This is a genomic window from Sphingomonas sp. (assembly GCF_039595165.1).
GTDB lineage: Bacteria > Pseudomonadota > Alphaproteobacteria > Sphingomonadales > Sphingomonadaceae > Sphingomonas.
Genome location: NZ_JBCNMA010000009.1, coordinates 43867 through 61655, shown reverse-complemented (window position 1 = coordinate 61655; position 17789 = coordinate 43867). Strand labels below are relative to the sequence as shown.

Below are 17789 nucleotides of genomic sequence, written 5' to 3'. Positions count from 1 at the left end.
ATCGGCACCTTCCACCTCGGCCGCCGCGAGGCGGGCGGCGAGGCGGTGCTGCTGCTCTCGGTCGACGAGGCGGTGACCCCCGAACTGATCGCCCAGGTCCGCGCGCTTCCGGGCGTCAAGACCGCGATGGCGCTGAAATTCTGACGCGCGAGACGCGTCATCTGACGAAAATCAGGATCTCGTGCCGCAGACGTGGGGCTTGCGGCACGAGATCCCAGCTTTCGCTGGGATGACGACTATTCTAACGGAAGCGGCATGAACGGACTTCTTCCCGAAGGCTTCCACGACCGGCTGCCCCCGCATGCCGATGCGGCGGCGGCGCTCGAGCGGCGCGTGCTCGATGTCGCGCGGCTCTATGGCTATGAGCGCGCCGATCCGCCGCTCGCCGAATTCGAGGAGTCGCTCGGCACGCGGCTCAAGGCGGCAAGCGCCAAGGACGCGGTTCGCTTCACCGATCCCGCCTCGCGCCGCACGCTGGCGATCCGCCCGGACATCACCGCGCAGATCGGCCGCATCGCCGCGACGCGCATGGCGCACCACCCGCGCCCGGTGCGCCTTTGCTATGCCGGCACCGTGCTCAAGCTGCGCGCGAGCGAGCTGCGCCCCGAGCGCGCGATGCGTCAGATCGGTTGCGAGCTGATCGGCCGCGACAGCGTGGCGGCCGCGCGCGAGATCGTCACCGTCGCGGTCGAGGCGCTGGAGGCGGCGGAAGTCACCGGCCTCGCGCTCGACTTCACCCTGCCCGACCTGGTCGAGCAGCTCGCCCCCGGCATGGCGGCCGAGCAGCTGACGGCGCTGCGCGACCGGCTCGACGCCAAGGATGCGGCCGGCGTGGCGGCGATCGAGCCCGATTTCCTGCCGCTGATCGAGGCCGCCGGCCCCTTCGATGCGGCGATCGCCCGGCTACGTGCGCACGACAAGGGTGGCGCGCTGGCAAGCCGGCTGGACGGCCTGAGCGCCGTTGCCGAAGCGGTATCGGGCAAGGTCGCGCTGACGCTCGACCCGACCGAGCGCCACGGCTTCGAATATCAGAGCTGGATCGGCTTCTCGCTGTTCGCGCGCGGGGTGCGCGGCGAGATCGGGCGCGGCGGCAGCTATTCGGTGATCGGCGCCGAGGGCTACGAGCCCGCGGTCGGCATGTCGCTGTTCGTCGATCCGATCCTCGACGCGGGACTTGCAAACGGCGAACGGCGGCGGCTGTTCCTGCCCGTCGGCACCGATCCCGCGCTGGCCGCGAAGCTGCGCACCGAAGGCTGGGTGGCGGTGGCCGCCCTCGACGCCGATGACAGCGCCGCGGCGCAGCTCTGCACGCATGAGTTGCGCGATGGAGCGCCGATCGCGCTCTAACCACCCGCTCGTCCGTGAGACGGAAACGCCTAATCCAGCGGTCTCGCCAGCAACTCCGCCCATTCGGGATGCTTGCGGATATAGGCCGCGACGAACGGGCATTGCGCGATCACCCGCAGGCCTCGCTCACGCACGTCGGTCAGCGCGTGAAGGATCAGCCGGCTGGCGATGCCGCGTCCCTCGAGCGCGGGCGGCACTACCGTGTGGGTGAAGGTGATGATGTTGCCGTCGATCGTGTAGGCGGCGAAGGCGGTGTGCCCGTCCACCTTGAGCTCGTAGCGGCTGCGATCGTGGTTGTCGGTGACGTCAGGGTCCACGGACCTCTCCTCCGGATCTTGGCCACAGAAACCTACACGAGCCCGCGCATTTCCGGGAGACACCGGTTATACGGCCTGCGATGAATCCCCGCGACATCCTCCGCACCACCTTCGGCTTCCCCGATTTCCGCGGCGTCCAGCACGATGTCGTCGAGCGCGTCCTCGCCGGGCAGCGCACCCTCGCGGTGATGCCGACCGGCGCCGGCAAGTCGCTGACCTACCAGCTTCCGGCGGTGATGCTCGAGGGGACGTGCATCGTGGTCTCGCCACTGATCGCGCTGATGCACGACCAGCTCCGCGCCGCCGAAGCGGTCGGCATCCGCGCCGCGACGCTGACCAGCGCCGACGACAATCGCGACGAGACGATCGCGCGCTTCCGCCGCGGCGAGCTCGACCTGCTCTATGTCGCGCCCGAACGCGCCTCGGGCGAGGGCTTCCGCAACCTGTTGCGCAGCGCGAAGCTGTCGATGTTCGCGATCGACGAGGCGCATTGCGTGAGCGAATGGGGCCATGATTTCCGTCCCGACTATCGCCTGCTGCGTCCATTGATGGAGGCGTTTCCCGACGTCCCCCGCCTCGCGCTCACCGCGACCGCCGACGCCCATACCCGTGCCGACATCCTCGACCAGCTGGGCATCCCGGCCGACGGGTTGATCGTCGCCGGGTTCGATCGGCCCAATATCCGCTACGCGATTTCCCCGCGCGAGAACACGACGCGCCAAGTGGCCGACTTCATTGCCGGCCAGACCGGCCCCGGCATCGTCTATGCCCAGACGCGCAACGCCGTGGAGAAGCTTGCCGAGAAGCTCGGCGGCAACGGCCGTCCGGTACTGCCCTATCATGCCGGGCTCGACCCCGCGGTGCGCCGCCGCAACCAGGCCGCGTTCGTCGCCAGCGAGGACATGGTGATCGTCGCCACCGTCGCGTTCGGCATGGGCATCGACAAGCCCGATGTCCGCTTCGTCGTGCATGCAGGGCTGCCCAAGTCGATCGAATCCTATTATCAGGAGACCGGCCGCGCCGGGCGCGATGGCGACCCCGCGGTGGCGCAGCTCTTCTGGGGCGCCGACGATTTCGCCCGCGCGCGCCAGCGCATCGGCGAGGTCGAGGCGGGCCGCCAGGCGGGCGAGCGCGCGCGTCTCACCGCGCTCGGCGCATTGGTCGAGACCGCCGGCTGCCGCCGCGCGATCCTGCTGCGCCATTTCGGGGAGGAACCACCCGAAAGCTGCGGCAATTGCGACAATTGCCTCAATGCCCCGGCCGCGGTCGACGCCACCGTCACGGCGCAGAAATTCCTCTCCGCGGTGTTCCGCACCGGCCAGATGTTCGGCGTCGGCTATGTCGAGAGCGTGCTGCTCGGCCAGTCGAGCGAGCGCAGCCTGATGAACGGTCACGAGAAGCTGTCGGTGTGGAACATCGTCGAGGGCGACGAAGCGGCGCTGCTCAAGCCGGTGGCGCGCGCGCTGCTGCTGCGCGACGCGCTCCGCACCAACGCGCATGGCGGCCTCGAATTCGGCCCGGGCGCGCGGCCGATCCTCAAGGGCGAGACCAAGGTCTCGCTGGTCCTCCCGCCCAAGCGCGAGAAGCGGCGCCGCGGCATGGCTGGCGACGGCGCCGCCAATCCGGTCGGCGATCCGCTGTTCGACGCGCTGCGCGACAAGCGCCGCACGCTCGCGCAGGAAGCCGCGGTCCCACCCTATGTCATCTTCCACGATTCGGTGCTGCGCGAGATGGCCGCCTCGAAACCCGGCTCGCTCGCCGCGCTTTCGCAAATCCCGGGCATTGGCGCGCGCAAGCTGGCGGCCTATGGCGAGGCGTTCCTTGAAGTGATCCGTGAGGCGGCATGATGCGCAAGATCGACGAGACGATTTCGGTGGCCCCCCAGATCAGCCCGGCCGACATAGTCGAGATCGCCCGCGCGGGCTTCACCACCATCGTCAACAACCGTCCCGACGATGAGGAGGTCGGCCAGCCCGAAGGCGATGCGATCCGTACCGTCGCCGAGACGCTGGGCCTGACCTATGTGGCGATCCCGATCACCCATGCCGGCTTCTCGGCCAACCAGGTCGAGGCGATGGCGGCGGTGATGGACGCGAGCGCCGGCCCGGTCTTCGCTTACTGCCGCTCCGGCACGCGGTCCTGCAATTTGTGGGCACTCGCCTCCGCCAGCCGCGGCGGCGACCCCGCGGCGCTGACCGAAAAGGCGGCCAGCGCGGGCTATGACATTGCCGGCATCCGCCCGATGCTCGACGCGCTGTCGGGCAAGGCATGAACTGGTGGCTCGCCGCGGGTTCGCTCGCGGCGGTACTGGCGCTTGCCGGCATGGCCTGGCTGCTCAAGCTCGGCGGCACGCAACGGCTCGAGACCGGTGCGGATGCGATCCGCCTGGCGGAGGCGCTGAGCAGCGGCTTCGAGGGCAAGGCCGGTATCGTCTCGGCGAATGGCGAGCTGGCCGCAGCCGCGGGCGGTCCCGGCGACCTGGTGCTGGTCGAACCGATGGGCGCGCGCCACCGCGCGCGTCGCATCGCCGGCGCGCGGATCGCGATGATCGACGACGGGCCGGACGGCAGCACGTTGACCCTCCAACTCTCCCCGCAGGAGACGTTCCGCATCACCGTGGCCGACGCCGCCGCGGCGCACGGCTTCGCCGACATGCTGGGCGGTTGATCGCTTGCATTCGGGCCCGCGCCCGCCCTATTTACACATGTGTAAGGAGAGCGATGCCCAACCTGCCCGATCCTGTCGATCTGGCCGTCCCCGCCTTCGTCCTGCTCGTCGCGGCGGAGATGGTCGTCGCGCGGCTCAAGGACCGCGGCCGCTATTGCCCGCGCGACACGCTGACCTCGCTGATGCTGGGTTTTGGCAGCATGCTCGCGGGCGGGATGGTGTTCGCTCTCGCGACTTGGGTGCACCAGTTCCGGCTCTTCGACATCTCCTATGCCTGGTACTGGTTCGTTCTCGCCTTCGTGCTCGACGACCTGGCCTATTACGTCTTCCACCGTTCGGCGCATCGCGTGCGGTGGTTCTGGGCGAGCCATGTCATCCACCATTCGAGCCAGCATTATAATCTGTCGACTGCGCTCAGGCAGACCTGGACCGGCTTCTTCAGCCTGGGCTTCATCTTCCGCCTGCCGCTGTTCCTGATCGGCTTTCCTCCCGCCATGGTGTTCTTCGTCGCGGGGGTGAACCTGGTCTATCAGTTCTGGATCCACACCGAGGTGATCGGGCGGATGCCGCGCTGGTTCGAGGCGGTGATGAACACCCCTTCGCACCACCGCGTCCACCACGCCACCAACGCGCGTTATCTCGACAAGAACTATGCCGGCGTGTTCATCATCTGGGACCGCATGTTCGGCACCTTCGAGGCCGAGCGCGACGACGACCGGCCGCGCTACGGCATCGTCCATAACCTGCCCGACTTCAACGTGCTGCGCGCCGCCTTCCACGAATGGTGGGGGATCGCCAGGGACGTGTGGGCCGCGCCGGGCTTGAAGGCGCGGCTCGGCTATATGTTCGGCCCGCCGGGATGGAGCCATGACGGCAGCCGCGATACATCGGAGACCATCAAGGCGCGCTGGCAGGCGCGGGAACACTTGCGTCGGCAAGCGTCCGCTTGCCCGGACGACGGTGCCGGCCCGCTCCCCCACCCGGCCACCCACCGAATATACCGTGTGGGTGGCCGGGTGGGGGAGCGGACCGGCACCGCTTAACGAGGAAACCGGGGGAAGCGTGGAAGAAGCCGACATCGTCGTCATCGGCGCCGGATCCGGAGGCAGCGCCGCCGCGGGCCGCCTGAGCGAGGACGGCAAATACAGCGTCGCGGTGCTCGAGGCGGGCGGGCGCAACACCGGCTTCCGCACGCTGATGCCGGGCGCGATCGCGATGCAGACGCCCGCGACCAACTGGGCGTACGAGACGGTGCCGCAACCCGGCCTCAACGGCCGCCGCGGCTATCAGCCGCGCGGCAAGGGCCTGGGCGGATCGAGCGCGATCAACGCGATGCTCTATATCCGCGGGCATCCCTGGGATTACGACAATTGGGCCGCGCTTGGCGCCACCGGCTGGAGCTGGAACGACGTGCTCCCGGTGTTCAGACGCAGCGAGGCGAACGGACGCGGCGCGGATCAATGGCATGGCGGCGACGGGCCGCTGCACGTCAGCGACCAGAGCTTCGTCCATCCCGGCTCGACTGCCTTCGTCGACGCCGCCGCCTCGCTTCAAATTCCGCGCAACGACGATTTCAACGGCGCCCGCCAGGAAGGCGCCGGCATCTACCAGGTGACGCAGAAGGACGGCGAGCGCTGGACCGCCTCCCGCGCCTATCTGCCCGAGCAGCCCCATCTCGAGATCCTGTGCGACACGACCGTCGAACGTGTGCTGTTCGAAGAAGGCCGCGCCTGGGGCGTCGCCTATTCGCGCGGCGGCCAGTCGAAGGTCATCCGCGCGCGGCGCGCGGTGGTGCTTGCGGGCGGGGTGTTCGGAACGCCGCAACTGCTGATGCTGTCGGGCATCGGGCCCGGCGCGCATCTCCAGCAGCTCGGCCTTCCCGTGCGAGTCGAGCGCGGCGAGGTCGGCGGCAATCTGCAGGACCATCTCGACTATGTTGCGGCGTTCGAGACGCCGGGCAGCCTGTTCCTCGGCCGCTCGTTCAAGGGATCGCTCATGGGGCTGGCGGCGATGTGGCGCTGGTTCCGCACGCGCAGCGGGCCGATGACTTCACCCTTCGCCGAGGCGGGCGCCTTCCTGCGGACCGACCCGAGCCTGCCCGCGCCCGATATCCAGCTCCACTTCCTCGTCGCGATCGTCGAGGATCACGGGCGGACCAGGGTCAAGGCGCACGGCTATAGCTGCCATGCCTGCGTATTGCGGCCCGAGAGCCGCGGCACGGTGCGCCTCGCCTCGCCCGATCCGCGCGCCGCGCCGCTGATCGACCCGGGCTTTCTCACCGACCGCCGCGACGTCGACCTGCTGATCAAGGGCGTGCGCGGGATGTACCGCATCCTCGACGCGGAGCCGCTGGCGGCGTTCGGCGGACGCGACCGCTATCCGATCGACCGCAACGACGACGCCGCGCTCGAACGGCTGATCCGCGCGCGGGCCGATACGATCTATCACCCCGTCGGTACCGCGCGGATGGGATCGGACGCGGATGCGGTGTGCGATCCGAAGCTGCGCGTGCGTGGGGTCGAGGGTCTTTATATCGCCGACGCCTCGGTGATGCCGCGGCTGATCGGGGGCAACACGAACGCGCCGAGCATCATGATCGGCGAGCGCTGCGCCGACTTCGTGCGCGCGGATCTCGGCTGAAAAAAGGGCCGGTGGACTTGCCACCGGCCCAGTCGTCCGCAGGAGGAACGACGTGAGGGGCCGCGCGGTGCAGCGCGGCCCCGATCTCAGTAGTTGTAGGCGCGCTCGCCGTGCTCGTTGATGTCGAGGCCTTCGGTCTCGACTTCCTTGCTCGGGCGAAGGCCGATGGTGTGCTTGAGCGCGAGGAACAGCACCGCGCTGACGATGCCGGTCCACAATATCGTGGTGCCGACCGCCCAGAGCTGAGTCATCACCTGCCCGGCCATGTCGTAGGCGCCGGCCTTGGCGACGGGCGCGGTATAGTCGATCCAGCCCTGGCCGCCGAGCGCGGGGTCGGCGACGATACCGGTACCGATCGCGCCGACGATTCCGCCCACGCAGTGGATGCCGAACACGTCGAGCGTGTCGTCGTACTTGAGCTTGTTCTTCACCGTGGTGACGAAGAAGAAGCAGATCGCCGAGGCGACCGCGCCAAGGATGATCGCGGTGCCGGGATGGGCGAAGCCCGCCGCCGGGGTGATCGCGACGAGGCCGGCGACGACGCCCGAGGCCGCACCGAGGAGCGACGGCTTCTTGTGGATGATCTGCTCGATCACCGCCCACGCCACGCCCGCCGCCGCGGTGGCGGTGAAGGTGTTGATGAAGGCGAGCGCGCCGAACGCGTTGGCCTCGAGCCCCGAGCCGGCGTTGAAGCCGAACCAGCCGATCCACAGCAGCGAGGCGCCGATCATGGTCATCACGAGGCTGTGCGGCGGCATCGGCTCGTTCTTGAAGTTGAGGCGCGGGCCGATCACGAGGCAGCCGATCAGGCCGGCGACGCCTGCATTGATGTGCACCACGGTGCCGCCCGCGAAGTCGAGCGCCCCCCAGCCCCACAGCAGGCCGCTGTCGTCAGGCGCGGCGTGCAGGAAGTCCGGGCCCGCCCAGTACCAGACCATGTGCGCGATCGGGAAATAGGCGAGCGTCAGCCACGCGACCACGAAGAGGATCAGCGGGGTGAACTTCACGCGCTCCGCGAATGCCCCCACGATCAGCGCCGGCGTGATGCAGGCGAAGGTCATCTGGAAGATCACGAAGATATATTCGGGCAGGTAGACGCCGTTCGAGAAGGTCGCCGCGAAGGTGGTCGGATCGACTCCGGCGAGGAACATCTTCGAAAAGCCGCCGACGAACTTGTTGAGGTCGCCGCCATTGGTGAAGGCCATCGAATAGCCCCACGAGAACCACACCAAAGCCGCGACGCAGACGATCGTCAGCACCTGCATCAGCACCGACAGCATGTTCTTGGTGCGGACGAGGCCGCCATAGAACAGCGCGAGCGCCGGCACCGACATCATCAGCACGAACGCCGAGGCGACCAGCATCCAGGCGACATCGCCCTTGTTGACCATCTCCGCCGTCGGCGTGAACGCGGCGGCGGCAGCCGGCGCCGCTTCGGCGACGTTGCCCGCCGCATCCTGTGCCCAGGCGGGCAGCGCCGCGAACAGCGTGGCACCCACGCCTGCGGCCAGTTTCAAGCCATTCTTCATCGAAACCCCCTTCATCAAAGCGCGGTCTGGTCGGTCTCGCCGGTGCGGATGCGCACGGCCTGTCCGACATCGAGCACGAAGATCTTGCCGTCGCCGATCGCGCCGGTGTTGGCCGCGGCCTGGATCGCCTCGACCACGCGGCCGGCGAGGTCGGAGGCGCACACGACCTCGATCTTGATCTTGGGCACCATGTTGGTGCTGTATTCCGCGCCGCGGTAAATCTCGGTCTGGCCCTTCTGCCGCCCGAACCCCTTCACCTCGGTCACGGTCATGCCGGCGACGCCCAGCTCGGTGAGCGCTTCGCGGACGTCATCGAGCTTGAACGGCTTGATGATGGCGATGACGAGTTTCATTCCGCCCCCTTTCGCAGTTGACCCGGAGGGACAGTCAGCAAGGGGCGTGCCAGAGCCGGAATCGCGGCGATTCCGCTACCGATGGCGGCCTCCGGCGGCGGGCTTGACGACAAAAATTGTGCAGGCGCGAATGAATGCCTAATTTTTAGGCTGAACTTAGCGCTGCCTGTGCAACGAGCAGATCGTCCGCATCGATCATCACGCGCACCGGGATGAGCGCGGCGAGGCTGCCTTCGACGATGCTGGAGCCGGCATCGAACGCGATCGCGGGGATGCCCTCGGCTTCGAGCCGGCCGATCACGATATGCGCCTCGGGCGGCGGGAACCGGCCGAGCTCGACCAGCGCCATCAGGCCGCCGCCGACAGGGCGCGATTCAGCCGCGCCAGCAATGCCGGCCGGTCGGGGATCGCGATGCCGAACGCGTCCTCGATCACCGCGGCGACTTCCTCGGGCTCGGCCAGGCTGCGCCGCTCGCTCGATCCGCCGAGCGAGTGGGTGGCGAACTCGGTCCCGCGCAGGCTGATACGCCGCCCCTGCAACGGCCGCGCCAGCGTCAGCCCATGGCGGAAGTGCGAATTGGGGTGAGTCGAGGTGTACCAGTTGGCCACCGCGTAATCGATGTCCCGCTGAGGCGAGAGGTCGAAACGATAGGTGGTGCGCCATTCCGCGCCGATGCGGATCTGCGCGCGCCATTCCTCGTCGATGCGGACGAAGCGGAAGGGCTCGTGCGGCGTCGGCTGCTCGATGTCGGGGACCAGGTCGAGCACGCCGGTCGGCACCGCGCTGCCGAACCCCGAATCGATCAGCACCGGCCCATCGGCGAGATCGACGCGCAGCACCATGTGGGTGCGCGCGGTGACCGTCTCGGGATCCATGTTCCACACCACCCGGCCGGACAGCGGCGTCACCGCGAAGCCGATGGCTTCGAGCACCAGCCGCAGCAGCCCGTTCTGCTCGAAGCAATAACCGCCGCGCCGGCCATGGATCAGCTTGGCGACCAGCGCTTCGGGCGCGAGGTCGACCGGCCGGTCGAGATAGGGATCGAGATTCTCGAACGGGATCGCGGTGGGGTGATGCGCCGCGATGGCGTCCAGCGTCGCCCGATCCGCCGCGACCGGCCCCGCCCAGCCGATCCGGGCGAAATAGGCGTCGATCTCCGCCGCGCCCAGCGTCACGCCGCGGTGCCGCCCACCGTCAGCCCCTCGACCAGCAGGGTCGGCTGGCCGACACCGGCCGGCACGCTCTGCCCGCCCTTGCCGCACATGCCGATGCCCTCGTCCAGGGCGAAGTCGTTGCCGATTCCCGTCACCTTGGTGAGGCAGGTCGGCCCGTCGCCGATCAGCGTCGCGCCCTTGATCGGCGCGCCGAGCTTGCCGTCCTCGATCCGGTACGCCTCGGTGCATGAGAAGACGAACTTGCCCGAGACGATGTCCACCTGGCCGCCGCCGAACGACTTGGCGAAGATGCCCTTCTTGACGCGGCTGAGCAGCTCGGCGGGGTCGTCCTTGCCGCCCTTCATGAAGGTGTTGGTCATGCGCGGCATCGGCGCGTGCTGGAAGCTTTCGCGGCGGCCGTTGCCGGTCGGCTCGACCCCCATCAGCCGCGCGTTGAGCCGGTCCTGCATATAGCCCCTGAGGATGCCGTCCTCGATCAGCACCGTCTCGCGCGTCGGCGTGCCCTCGTCGTCGATCGACAGCGAACCGCGCCGGTCGAGGATCGAGCCGTCATCGACCACGGTGACGCCAGGCGCCGCGACGCGCTCGCCGATGCGCCCGGAGAAAGCGCTGGTGCCCTTGCGGTTGAAATCGCCCTCGAGGCCGTGGCCGACCGCCTCGTGCAGCAGCACGCCGGGCCAGCCCGGGCCGAGCAGCACGGTCATCTCGCCCGCCGGCGCGTCGACCGCATCGAGATTGACCAGCGCCTGCGCCAGCGCCTCGTCGATCGCGCGGTTCCACGTCGCCGGTTCGAACAGCCGGTCGTAGAGGGCGCGGCCGCCGGTGCCGAAGCTGCCGGTCTCGCGCCGCCCGTTCGCCTCGACCACGATCGACACGTTGAGGCGGACCAGCGGGCGGACGTCGGTGGCGACGAACCCGTCGGGCCGGACGATCTCGACCACGCTCCACGAGCCGAGCAGGCTGGCGGAGACCTGCACCACGCGCGGATCGCGGGCGCGGGCGGCGGCGTCGATCGCCTGGCAGAGGTTCACCTTGTCGGCGAAGGGGACGAGATCGAGCGGATCGGCGTCGGTATAGAGGTGCCGGTTGGTGCGCGGCGGCGGCGCGGCCTGCGCGCCCCTGGCGGGATCGATCAGCGCCATCGTCTCGCCGGCACGGCGGATCGCGGCCTCGCTGATCTCGTTGGCGTGCGCGAAGGCGGTGGTCTCGCCGCTCACCGCGCGCAGGCCGAAGCCCGAATCGGTGCTGTAGGAGGCGGTCTTGAGCCGCCCGTCGTCGAAGCCGAATGCCTCGGACTTGCGATATTGCAGGTAGAGCTCGCCATCCTCGGCCCTGGCGAGGATGGCGGCGGTCAGGCGCTGGGCGGCGTCGGCGTCGAAGCCGTCACGATAGAGGAAGCCACGGGGATCGCTGTACATCCCCGGAATATAGGGGGCCTAGCGGCTCGCGCCAGAAGCGATATCGGGCAACTCGCCCTGGTCCGCGCCGTCGGCCGGTCCGCCGACCAGCACGAAGCGGCGGTCGCAATAGCCGCAATCGACATAGCCGTGCTCGTCGATCTCGAGGAACACGCGCGGATGGCCGAGCGCGGCCGGGATGCCGGCATGCGCGCCGTCGCAGGCGACGCGGCGATGGGTGACGCGGGTGACTTCGGGCGGCGCGATCATGCGCGTGCGGTTAGCAAAGCGGAGAGACGGGACGCAACCGGTTTCGCTTGCCAATGCGCGGCGGCGGCTCCAAGTCGGCGCGATGAGCGATGCGGCGATCGAGATCGACGGCCTGTCCAAGGTCTATGCGGGCGGCAAGCAGGCGCTCGACGATGTGAGCTTCACCGTGCCGCGCGGGCAGATCTTCGGGCTGCTCGGGCCGAACGGCGCGGGCAAGTCGACGCTGATCAACATCCTGGCGGGCCTGGTCAACAAGAGCGGCGGCACGGCGCGCGTCTGGGGCTTCGACATCGAGCAGCATCCGCGCAACGCCAAGCGCGCGATCGGCATCGTCAACCAGGAGATATTGTTCGACCCGTTCTTCACGCCGGTCGAGACGCTGGAGATCCAGGCCGGGCTCTACGGCGTGCCCAAGGCGGAGCGGCGCTCGCTCGAGCTGCTCCGCGCGGTGCATCTGGAGGACAAGGCCAACGCCTATTCGCGCACGCTGTCGGGGGGCATGAAGCGGCGGCTGATGGTGGCCAAGGCGATGGTGCATTCGCCGCCGGTGCTGGTGCTCGACGAGCCCACCGCGGGAGTCGACATCGAGCTGCGCCAGCAGCTGTGGGCCTATGTCCGCAGCCTCAACGAGCGCGGGACGACGGTGGTGCTGACCACCCATTATCTCGAGGAAGCCGAGGAGTTGTGCGACCGCATCGCGATCATCAACCACGGCCGGCTGATCGCCAACGAGCCGACGCGCGAGCTGGTGGGCAAGACGCAGGAGAAGGCGGTCGAGGTGACGGTCGACCGCGACATCGCCGCGGTGCCCGACAATCGCTGCTTCCAGAGGATCGAGGCGAAGGGCGAGCGAACCCTCGTCATCACCTATCGCAAGGACCAGGCGAACGCCGGCGAAGTGCTGGGCGCGGTGCAGGCGGCGGGATTCGGCATCGTCGACGTGAGCACGCGCGAAGCCGATCTGGAGGACGTGTTCCTGAGCCTGACGCGCGCCGCGAACGCGGGCTGACGCGCGGAAGTTTACACTGGCTTGACACTATCGGCGCCGTTTTCGCGCCTCGCGACGGATCGCGAACGATGCCGCTAGATCGGGAAGGCGCCCGAATCCCGCATCGGACCATCCAGATATGCCGGATGAGGGTCTGTAGGAAAGTTCTAAATGATGCAGGCGCGGCGGGGCGTGAGCGGCCTAGCGCCGATGCCGCGCGAGGAAGCGCCACATCGCGTCATTGTCGGCGGTCCAGACATGGCCGGCGCCGCGGGTGATGTGGCCGGCGACCTCGGCCCGGACCCGGCATTGCGTGTAGAGCTGCTCGTAGCGGTCGGCGGCGAGGTCGCGGCGCAGCGGCCCGGCGCGGCAGCCATTGAGCTCACTCCAGCGCGCCAGCGCGGCGTCCATCGGATATTGCCAATAGCCCGCGCCGCCGCCCTGGATCGGGTTGGTGCCGTCCCTGTCGCCGGCGAATGCGATCACCGGCATGGGCTTGGCAGGGCGGCAGGTGGCGGGATCGGGGCGCTGGGGATCAGCCGCGAGCGGGTTGCCCGCGCGCAGCCCGACCACCGGCGCGATCGCCGCGAACCTGTCGGCGGCGACGCAGCCGAGCCATGACGTCATCCGCCCGCCGCCCGACAGGCCGGTCGAATAGACGCGCGCTGAGTCCGCGCAGCCCCGCGCGACGAGCCAGTCGATCGCGGCGCGGATGAAGGCGACGTCGTCGGCATCGCCTGGGCCGGGCACCTTGCCCGTGACCGTCGGCACGCCGGGAATGTTCCAGACGAAGCCGCGCTCGACCGGAATCCCGCCATCGGGCGCGGCGAGCAGGAAGCCGTGGCGGTCGCTGGTAGCGACGAGACCCGATTGCGTGAGGATCGCCGCGCCATCCCCGCCGCTGCCGTGCAGCGCGAACAGCAGCGGCAGGCGCGTGCCGGGACGATAACCCGCCGGCACGTGGACCAGCATCGCGCGGCCGGTGTCGCCCACCGTCACGCGCTTGGTGATGCCGGGCTCGGCGAGCGTGCAGCGCGGGGCCGCGGCCGCGGCGGGGATCAGCGCGGCGAGCGCCACCAGGAGGAGGGCGGAGACGATCGGCAGGCGCATGGCGGGCTTTCCAGGTGTCTGGGGATTCAAGATCCTCCCCCGCCAGGGGGAGGATCCAGAATGCCGAATCCTCACAGAGCTTAGAGCGACGACAAAAGCTTGGCGACCGCGGCGTTTGATTTCGCGCGCATTTGCCGCATAGCGGGCCCCCGCCCGGCGGAAGGAGCGATGCGTGGCCAGTGAATCCCAGCAATCCGATGTGCTGATCATCGGCTCGGGCGCGGCGGGGCTGACCGCCGCGCTCAACCTCGCCGACCGGTTCAAGGTGACGGTGCTGGCCAAGGGCGCGCTCAACGAGGGCTCGACCGCCTGGGCGCAGGGCGGGATCGCCGCGGTGCTCGAGCCCGGCGACACGTTCGAGGCGCATATCGCCGACACGATGATCGCCGGCGCGGGCCTCAACGACCGCGCGACGGTCGAGTTCGTGGTCGAGAACGCGCCCGCGGCGATCGAGCGGCTGGCGCAGCTCGGCGTGCCCTTCAACGTCGATGGCGACGGCGAGGGCTGGCATCTGACGCGCGAGGGCGGGCACAGCGCGCGGCGCATCGTGCATGTCGACGACGCCACCGGCTGGGCGGTGCAGGAAGCGCTGATCCGCGCCGCGAGCGCGCACCCCAATATCCGCCTCGTGCCCGACATCGTCGCGATCGACCTCGCCACCAGCCGGCACGAGGAACGCTATTCGGGCGCCGGAAACGTGTGGGGCGTCTACGCCGTCAACCGCGCCACCGGCCATGTCGAGCTGTTCACCGCCAACGCCACCATCCTGGCGACCGGCGGGGCGGGGCGCACCTATCTCTTCTCGACCGCGCCGAAGGGCGCGACCGGCGACGGCATCGCGATGGCGTGGCGCGCGGGCTGCCGCATCTCCAACATGGAGATGATGCAGTTCCACCCGACCTGCCTCTATAATCTCGAGGTCAAGAACTTCCTGATCACCGAAGCGGTGCGCGGCGAGGGCGGGCGGCTGATCAACCCGACCACCGGCAAGCGCTTCATGACCTATTACGACGCCGAGCGGATGGAGCTGGCGCCGCGCGACGTGGTGGCGCGCGCGATCGACGCCGAGATCAAGCGCTACGGCCTCGACTATGTCCATCTCGACATCAGCCACATGCCGGCCGAGTTCGTGAAGGGGCATTTCCCCAACATCCACGAGAAGCTGCTGGGCCTGGGCATCGACATGACCACGGGCCCGATCCCGGTGGTGCCGGCGCAACATTATACCTGCGGCGGGATCGTCATCGACCTTGACGGGCGCACCGACCTGCCCGGCCTCTACGCCGCGGGCGAATGCACCGAAAGCGGGCTGCACGGCGCCAACCGCCTGGCGAGCAACTCGCTGCTCGAATGCTTTGTGTTCGGCGAGGCGGCGGCGAAGCACATCATCGCCAATTGGGACGGCCTGCCGCCCCCACCCGCGATCCGGCCCTGGGACGAGAGCCGAGTCACCGATTCCGACGAAGAGGTGGTGATCAAGCAGAACTGGACCGAGATCCGCCGCTTCATGTGGAACTATGTCGGCATCGTGCGCACCACCAAGCGGCTCGAGCGCGCCGCGCATCGCATCAAGATGCTCAACGAGGAGGTCGCCGACTATTACGGCCATTTCCGCGTGACCCCCGACCTGATCGAGCTCAGGAACCTGCTCCAGGCAGCCGAGCTGATCGTGCGATCGGCGCTCCACCGCCACGAGAGCCGCGGCCTGCACTATACGCTCGACTATCCCGACGCGGCGCCGGAGGCGGTCGATACGGTGCTAGTTCCTTGATTCCTCACCGCTTTGTTCACGCTTTATCGCCATATTCGCGGCGTTCGTCGCAGCTTTGTCATCAATCCGCTTGAACCGGCGCGGCCCATGGAGACATAATCACATCGGGCAAGGGGCTGTGTGAGCGTGTTGACGATTCAGGATTTCTCGATTGTTCAGCGGGCATTGACGCTCGGCGGACTGGCACCGGCGCTGCTGATCGGCGCTGGCGTGCATTCGCAGGACGTGCCGCAGAACCTGGTGCCGCCCAGCTATCGCGTCACGATGAACGTCCCACCCGCGCCGCGCCCGCTGCCGGTCGCGCCGGCGCCCGCGCCGCTCCAGTCGAGCATCACCACGCTCGCGCGCAATTTCGGCGGGGTCGTCGGCGTGTCGGTGCGCAGCCTCGACGCCGGCTGGCAGATCGACGCCAACGGCACGCGGCGCATGCCCCAGCAGAGCGTGAGCAAGCTGTGGGTGGCGATGACCGTGCTCGACGCGCGCGACCGCGGCAAGCTGACGCTCGACGATCCGGTCACGCTGACGCGCGAGAACCTCACCGTCTTCCACCAGCCGATCGCCTCGCTGGTGGCGCGGGACGGCGTCTATCGCACCACGGTGCGCGAACTGCTGTTGCGCGCGATGCAGCAGAGCGACAACACCGCCAACGATCGCCTGCTCCAGCTGGTCGGCGGGCCCGAGGCGGTGCGCGCCTTCATCCGCGACAAGGGGCTGGGCGACATCCGCTTCGGCCCGGGCGAGCGCTTGCTGCAGGCCGGCACCGCGGGGCTCGAATGGAAGCCCGAATATTCGATGGGCCGCGCCTTCCAGCAGGCGCGCGCGGCGCTGTCGCCGACCGTGCGGCGCGCCGCCTTCAACGCCTATGTCGCCGATCCGCCCGACGGCGCGGCGCCTGCGGCGATCGCGCTGGCGCTGGCGCGGCTCAAGGCGGGGGAGATCCTGTCGCCCTCGTCGAGCCGCTGGCTGACGACCGTCATGGAAGCCTCGCGCACCGGCAAGTTCCGGCTGCGCGGCGCGGTGCCGCCGGGCTGGAGCTTCGGCCACAAGACCGGCACCGGCCAGGATCTGGGCGGGCGCACCGCGGGCTATAACGATGTCGGCATCCTGACCGCGCCCGACGGCAAGGCCTATTCGATCGCGGTGATGATCGGCGACACGCCGCGCCCGATCAAGGAACGCCAGGAGCTGATGCAGGGCGTGGTCGCCGCGATCGTCGCGAACCACCGGTAAGCTCGGGCCACCGCGAAGTTCGGACGCAAGCTCCGGGAAGCGCCGTCGCCGCACGCGGCCTAGACGCCGCGGCATGACCTGTACGCCCGCTCGCCACGACTGGACCGCCATCGAAACCGCGCTCGACCGCGAGGGCTGGGCGGTGCTGCCCGGCCTGCTTTCGCCCAGCGCCTGTGCCGGGCTCGCGACCGCCTATGACGCGGACGCGCCGTTCCGCAGCACGGTGACGATGGCGCGGCACGGGTTCGGCCGCGGCGAGTATCGCTACTTCGCCTACCCGCTTCCCCCGCTCGTCTCGGCGCTGCGCAGCGCGCTCTACCCCTACCTCGCGGATATCGCCAATCGCTGGCACGACCGCATGGGGCTCGAGCGGCGCTTTCCCGCGTCGCATGACGAGTTCCTCGCCGAGTGCCATGCCGGCGGGCAGACGCGCCCGACGCCGCTGCTGCTGCGCTATGGGCCGGGCGATTACAACTGCCTGCATCAGGACCTGTACGGCACGCATGTCTTCCCGCTCCAGGTCGCGGTGCTGCTGTCGGCGCCGGGCGCGGACTTCGATGGCGGCGAGCTGGTGCTGACCGAGCAGCGGCCGCGGATGCAGTCGCGCGCGGCGGTGGTGCCGCTCGGCCAGGGCGACGCGGTGGTGTTCGCGGTCAACCAGCGGCCGGTGCGCGGCGGCCGCGGCGACTATCGCGTGACGATGCGCCATGGGGTCAGCGTGATCCGGCGCGGGCGGCGGCACACGCTCGGCATCATCTTCCACGACGCCTCCTAGGGTCCAGGGGGGCAATTGGATTTTCAATCCTCCCCCGCCAGGGGGAGGTGTCAGCGAAGCTGAGGGAGGGGGCGGGCGGCGAAACATCGGCGGTTCGCTTCCTCCCTCTCCGTCGCGCTTCGCGCGCCACCTCCCCCTGGCGAGGAGGATTTTTTTGAATCCTGCAGGCCCTGGCTTGATCTCCATATGGCCGCAGCACCGCAAATTAGTTTGTCCCCC

Annotated in this window: 18 protein-coding genes; 10 read left to right on the top strand and 8 right to left on the bottom strand. The window is 69.1% G+C overall.

Translation table 11 applies throughout. The annotated features are described in order from the left end of the window. The first annotated feature begins 255 nt into the window (after nucleotides 1–255). Entirely contained in the window at nucleotides 256–1347 is a 1092-nt protein-coding gene (locus tag ABDV68_RS03185; RefSeq protein WP_343518204.1) for an ATP phosphoribosyltransferase regulatory subunit, read from the top strand. 29 nt (nucleotides 1348–1376) lie between these two features. On the opposite strand, the gene ABDV68_RS03180 is transcribed toward ABDV68_RS03185, so the two are convergent. Further along, nucleotides 1377–1664: a GNAT family N-acetyltransferase gene (locus tag ABDV68_RS03180; RefSeq protein WP_343518203.1), complete on the bottom strand. Its 288-nt coding sequence runs from the start codon at nucleotides 1662–1664 to the stop codon at nucleotides 1377–1379. Nucleotides 1665–1744: 80 nt separating this feature from the next. Here ABDV68_RS03180 and recQ point away from each other — a divergent pair, with 80 nt between their 5' ends. From recQ to ABDV68_RS03155, 5 genes are read left to right on the top strand one after another with little or no spacing between them, the layout of a single operon-like run. Beyond that, entirely contained in the window at nucleotides 1745–3511 is a 1767-nt protein-coding gene (recQ, locus tag ABDV68_RS03175; protein ID WP_343518202.1) for a DNA helicase RecQ, read from the top strand. Next, nucleotides 3508–3936: a TIGR01244 family sulfur transferase gene (locus ABDV68_RS03170; protein WP_343518201.1), complete on the top strand. Its 429-nt coding sequence runs from the start codon at nucleotides 3508–3510 to the stop codon at nucleotides 3934–3936. Before recQ ends, ABDV68_RS03170 begins: the two co-directional genes overlap by 4 nt. Continuing rightward, entirely contained in the window at nucleotides 3933–4331 is a 399-nt protein-coding gene (locus tag ABDV68_RS03165) for a hypothetical protein (protein ID WP_343518200.1), read from the top strand. Before ABDV68_RS03170 ends, ABDV68_RS03165 begins: the two co-directional genes overlap by 4 nt. A 53-nt stretch (nucleotides 4332–4384) precedes the next feature. Further along, the gene (locus ABDV68_RS03160; RefSeq protein WP_343518199.1) at nucleotides 4385–5374 is read left to right on the top strand and encodes a sterol desaturase family protein; all 990 of its coding nucleotides are present in this window, start codon (nucleotides 4385–4387) and stop codon (nucleotides 5372–5374) included. Nucleotides 5375–5393: 19 nt separating this feature from the next. Then, a complete protein-coding gene (locus ABDV68_RS03155) occupies nucleotides 5394–6971 on the top strand; it encodes an FAD-dependent oxidoreductase (RefSeq protein WP_343518198.1) in 1578 nt (525 codons plus the stop codon). Nucleotides 6972–7057: 86 nt separating this feature from the next. Here ABDV68_RS03155 and ABDV68_RS03150 read toward each other — a convergent pair whose 3' ends face one another. From ABDV68_RS03150 to ABDV68_RS03125, 6 genes are all read right to left on the bottom strand, one after another. Beyond that, nucleotides 7058–8500 (bottom strand): ammonium transporter, encoded by a 1443-nt coding sequence (locus ABDV68_RS03150; protein ID WP_343518197.1) that lies wholly within the window; start codon nucleotides 8498–8500, stop codon nucleotides 7058–7060. A gap of 14 nt (nucleotides 8501–8514) precedes the next feature. Then, entirely contained in the window at nucleotides 8515–8853 is a 339-nt protein-coding gene (locus tag ABDV68_RS03145; RefSeq protein ID WP_066578278.1) for a P-II family nitrogen regulator, read from the bottom strand. Between the two features lie 145 nt (nucleotides 8854–8998). Next, entirely contained in the window at nucleotides 8999–9202 is a 204-nt protein-coding gene (locus tag ABDV68_RS03140; protein ID WP_343518196.1) for a DUF2007 domain-containing protein, read from the bottom strand. Further along, nucleotides 9202–10029 (bottom strand): arylamine N-acetyltransferase, encoded by an 828-nt coding sequence (locus ABDV68_RS03135; protein WP_343518195.1) that lies wholly within the window; start codon nucleotides 10027–10029, stop codon nucleotides 9202–9204. The genes ABDV68_RS03140 and ABDV68_RS03135 overlap by 1 nt, the downstream gene beginning before the upstream one ends. Further along, nucleotides 10026–11447, bottom strand: a complete 1422-nt coding sequence (tldD, locus tag ABDV68_RS03130; protein WP_343518194.1) for a metalloprotease TldD — start codon at nucleotides 11445–11447, stop codon at nucleotides 10026–10028. The genes ABDV68_RS03135 and tldD overlap by 4 nt, the downstream gene beginning before the upstream one ends. Nucleotides 11448–11465: 18 nt before the next feature. Further along, nucleotides 11466–11696 (bottom strand): zinc-finger domain-containing protein, encoded by a 231-nt coding sequence (locus ABDV68_RS03125; protein ID WP_343518193.1) that lies wholly within the window; start codon nucleotides 11694–11696, stop codon nucleotides 11466–11468. An 82-nt stretch (nucleotides 11697–11778) separates the two neighbouring features. Between ABDV68_RS03125 and ABDV68_RS03120 the strand changes: the two genes are divergently transcribed. Next, a complete protein-coding gene (locus ABDV68_RS03120) occupies nucleotides 11779–12705 on the top strand; it encodes an ABC transporter ATP-binding protein (RefSeq protein ID WP_343518192.1) in 927 nt (308 codons plus the stop codon). Between the two features lie 180 nt (nucleotides 12706–12885). On the opposite strand, the gene ABDV68_RS03115 is transcribed toward ABDV68_RS03120, so the two are convergent. Further along, nucleotides 12886–13794: a PHB depolymerase family esterase gene (locus ABDV68_RS03115; protein ID WP_343518191.1), complete on the bottom strand. Its 909-nt coding sequence runs from the start codon at nucleotides 13792–13794 to the stop codon at nucleotides 12886–12888. Nucleotides 13795–13966: 172 nt separating this feature from the next. Here ABDV68_RS03115 and nadB point away from each other — a divergent pair, with 172 nt between their 5' ends. From nadB to ABDV68_RS03100, 3 genes are all read left to right on the top strand, one after another. Then, a complete protein-coding gene (nadB, locus tag ABDV68_RS03110) occupies nucleotides 13967–15565 on the top strand; it encodes an L-aspartate oxidase (RefSeq protein WP_343518190.1) in 1599 nt (532 codons plus the stop codon). Between the two features lie 126 nt (nucleotides 15566–15691). Continuing rightward, entirely contained in the window at nucleotides 15692–16795 is a 1104-nt protein-coding gene (locus ABDV68_RS03105) for a serine hydrolase (RefSeq protein WP_343518189.1), read from the top strand. Between the two features lie 73 nt (nucleotides 16796–16868). After that, nucleotides 16869–17570 carry a 2OG-Fe(II) oxygenase gene (locus tag ABDV68_RS03100; protein ID WP_343518188.1) on the top strand — a complete coding sequence of 234 codons (702 nt, stop codon included), beginning with the start codon at nucleotides 16869–16871 and terminating at the stop codon, nucleotides 17568–17570. Nucleotides 17571–17789 lie beyond the last annotated feature (219 nt).

Coding starts and splice junctions, on each gene's coding strand:
- ABDV68_RS03185 (WP_343518204.1), top strand. CDS start 256: ATGAACGGACTTCTTCCCGAAGGCTTCCACGACCGGCTGCCCCCGCAT.
- recQ (WP_343518202.1), top strand. CDS start 1,745: ATGAATCCCCGCGACATCCTCCGCACCACCTTCGGCTTCCCCGATTTC.
- ABDV68_RS03170 (WP_343518201.1), top strand. CDS start 3,508: ATGATGCGCAAGATCGACGAGACGATTTCGGTGGCCCCCCAGATCAGC.
- ABDV68_RS03165 (WP_343518200.1), top strand. CDS start 3,933: ATGAACTGGTGGCTCGCCGCGGGTTCGCTCGCGGCGGTACTGGCGCTT.
- ABDV68_RS03160 (WP_343518199.1), top strand. CDS start 4,385: ATGCCCAACCTGCCCGATCCTGTCGATCTGGCCGTCCCCGCCTTCGTC.
- ABDV68_RS03150 (WP_343518197.1), bottom strand. CDS start 8,500: ATGAAGAATGGCTTGAAACTGGCCGCAGGCGTGGGTGCCACGCTGTTC.
- ABDV68_RS03145 (WP_066578278.1), bottom strand. CDS start 8,853: ATGAAACTCGTCATCGCCATCATCAAGCCGTTCAAGCTCGATGACGTC.
- ABDV68_RS03140 (WP_343518196.1), bottom strand. CDS start 9,202: ATGGCGCTGGTCGAGCTCGGCCGGTTCCCGCCGCCCGAGGCGCATATC.
- tldD (WP_343518194.1), bottom strand. CDS start 11,447: ATGTACAGCGATCCCCGTGGCTTCCTCTATCGTGACGGCTTCGACGCC.
- ABDV68_RS03125 (WP_343518193.1), bottom strand. CDS start 11,696: ATGATCGCGCCGCCCGAAGTCACCCGCGTCACCCATCGCCGCGTCGCC.
- ABDV68_RS03120 (WP_343518192.1), top strand. CDS start 11,779: ATGAGCGATGCGGCGATCGAGATCGACGGCCTGTCCAAGGTCTATGCG.
- ABDV68_RS03115 (WP_343518191.1), bottom strand. CDS start 13,794: ATGCGCCTGCCGATCGTCTCCGCCCTCCTCCTGGTGGCGCTCGCCGCG.
- ABDV68_RS03100 (WP_343518188.1), top strand. CDS start 16,869: ATGACCTGTACGCCCGCTCGCCACGACTGGACCGCCATCGAAACCGCG.